Below are 2,463 nucleotides of genomic sequence, written 5' to 3'. Positions count from 1 at the left end.
TCATAACTGTCGCCTCAGCCGCAGCGCTGCGGGATCGCTAAAGCGACCCTTGCTTGGCCTACGGCACATTTCGCTTTGTCACTCGTCTTGCTAAGCAAGCCTCGCGCCAAGTGCTTGCGCACTCGCGAAACGTCGGCTAGGCTTGGTCGTTAGACGCAATAATGAAAAAAAGGACTTTTAATACGTGAATAAAGAAACAATTATCTTAATTTTTAAAAACAAGTATTTTCAATTCTCTGTTTTATGTTATTTGTTAATTCAAATTCTAATAGTTCCGGGAAAATATTTCAGTATAGACGCTGAAAATAATGATATTTCGGGCTCATTTAATAGCTTAGTAGTTGTATTAGCCATATGTTTCATAATTCTCGGACTAAAAGCTATTCTAGAATTAACTTACATACCAAATATTATAGAAGTTAGCTTTATCGGAATGATTGGTCGACTTTTCGTTTATACATTAGTAAACTGGTTCAGCTTTATTATCTATTGTTATATACTATTTATCATTACCGGATCTCAAACGGATTTTGATAAGATAGAGCAATCTGCAGCAAATAGTATAATCTTAATTGTTGGGATTGCGTTGTATTTTGTCATATATTTGGCCGGGGCAGCAACTATAGTTGGATTACGATCAATGGGTAATTATTTTTCAAATTTAAAAATAATTTTCTTAAATAAAGAATCATACATATATTTCTCTATATTTTTAATTATTCCTACATTGATAGGAGTGTTGGGGATGTTTGAAAGGCCTTTTGTTAGGGTGCTTGAAGATTTGCTTCTTTCGGCGACTATATTTGTTACTTATATTAATTTCATTTTTCTTGTGAAACATTGGCAGAGAATAAAGTTGTTGGCATAATTTTCCTTTTGAGTTTCATTACTGCGTCTAACTTGCGCCTCAGCCGCAGCGCTGCGGGATCGCTAAAGCGACCCTTGCTTGGCCTCCGGCACATTTCGCTTTGTCACTCGTTTTGCAGAGCAAAACTCGCGCCAAGTGCTTACGCACTCGCGAAACGTCGGCTAGGCTTGGTCGTTATCCGAACATTTTCAACCCGCTTTGAATGCGCTGCGTAGCGGGCCTCCATGCCCGCGAATTACTGATTAGATTTGGGAATTGACATTACACCGTATATGATGTAATATGACTTGTGAGCCAGAAATGGACTGTTGTATATTATGAGGATGAAGAGGGGAACTGCCCAACTTCAGAATTTATTGATAGTCGATCTGTGAATAATCAGGCTAAAATCATGGCCTTGATTGATCAATTAGAGCAGCACGGTCCGAATTTACCTAGACCATATGCTGACTTTCTAACTGACGGCATACATGAATTAAGACTGAAACTTTCAGGAGACCAAGTTAGATTCTTATATTTTTTTACATTTAGGCATTACATTATAATTACTCATGCATTTATAAAGAATGTTCAGAAAGTTCCGATTCGGGAGATTAATAGAGCAATAAGTTGTCGAGAAGACTTCCTCTCTCGATTTACTGAAGAGAAGTTAAGAAGGAGATTAAATGATGAAGAGTTTTAAATCGCATTTAAAAAGTAAACTGAACAATGCTAAGTTCTCAGAAGCATTTGATCAAGAGAAACAATTGTTATCACTAGCTTTAAAGATTCAGGAATATAGAAATAAGAAGGGTTTAAGTCAGGCAGATTTAGCGAAAAGGGCTCATGTTACCCAGCAACAGGTTAGTAGATTAGAAACAGGTATTAATACGAATGTTAGTACGTTCCTAAAAATCTGCCATGCATTAGATTTGGATTTATCATTAAATACAATTAAAGGTCGAAAAGTTTCGGCATGAAATGGTCTTCATATTTTACATCCTGTAAAATATGAAGCTTTTCCGATGCGGCTTGAAAACGTCGGATAACTTTCGGTGCCTCCGCGACGCTCGGGACTTGCTTACGCAACCCACTCGCTTGGGCTTCGCCACATTCGCGTCCGTCACTTCGTTTGCAGAGCAAACTCGTGCCGTTGCGAACGTCGGAGCACCTCGGTCGTTAGGCGAAATCCCGCAAAGATTTGTTTTTTTTGTATTGAAGCTCGGAAGTATTAAAATTTTCTTCAAAGAGCATTGCAGACTTTATTCTGACTACGCTCCCCATTTAAGCTGGTGCCATCGCAGGTTTTTGCATCTCGAAATCCAGCGTCGGACTAGAAGCTCATGGTTATAGGCTAACCAATCTCGCAAAAGGGGAGCGACTCGTATTGTTGTTGTCAATCCGATTGTATTGGATTATTCTTTGATTGCACATTTGTTTAGGGTGCAACGTGTTTGGGCGGGACATCGCCTAACTTTCGGCTTGGCGTTACGCTTCGGGCTCACTTCGTGACCCTCGCTCCAGGCTCCGCCACATTTCGCTTTGTCACTCGCCTTGCAGAGCAAGTCTCGCGCCAAGTGCTACGCACTCGCGAAACGTCGCCAACCCTTGGTCGT

Annotated in this window: 3 protein-coding genes; all 3 read left to right on the top strand. The window is 40.2% G+C overall.

All coding sequences use genetic code 11. The annotated features are described in order from the left end of the window. The first annotated feature begins 184 nt into the window (after positions 1–184). The 3 genes from LEP1GSC192_RS15260 to LEP1GSC192_RS15250 all read left to right on the top strand — a co-directional run bounded on the left by LEP1GSC192_RS15260 (position 185) and on the right by LEP1GSC192_RS15250 (position 1,827). A complete protein-coding gene (locus LEP1GSC192_RS15260; protein ID WP_020770887.1) occupies positions 185–868 on the top strand; it encodes a hypothetical protein in 684 nt (227 codons plus the stop codon). Between the two features lie 289 nt (positions 869–1,157). Then, on the top strand, positions 1,158–1,550 hold the full coding sequence (locus LEP1GSC192_RS15255; RefSeq protein ID WP_036090477.1) for a type II toxin-antitoxin system RelE/ParE family toxin: 393 nt from the start codon (positions 1,158–1,160) through the stop codon (positions 1,548–1,550). Then, the gene (locus LEP1GSC192_RS15250) at positions 1,537–1,827 is read left to right on the top strand and encodes a helix-turn-helix transcriptional regulator (protein WP_036090480.1); all 291 of its coding nucleotides are present in this window, start codon (positions 1,537–1,539) and stop codon (positions 1,825–1,827) included. The genes LEP1GSC192_RS15255 and LEP1GSC192_RS15250 overlap by 14 nt, the downstream gene beginning before the upstream one ends. The last annotated feature ends 636 nt before the right edge of the window (positions 1,828–2,463 follow it).

The organism is Leptospira sp. B5-022 (genome assembly GCF_000347035.1).
GTDB classification, from domain to species: domain Bacteria; phylum Spirochaetota; class Leptospiria; order Leptospirales; family Leptospiraceae; genus Leptospira_B; species Leptospira_B cinconiae.
This window is presented reverse-complemented; position numbering and strand designations above follow the sequence as displayed.

What these genes read in the sequence shown, in the direction of transcription:
- LEP1GSC192_RS15250 (WP_036090480.1), top strand. Translation starts at nt 1,537, where the DNA reads ATGAAGAGTTTTAAATCGCATTTAAAAAGTAAACTGAACAATGCTAAG.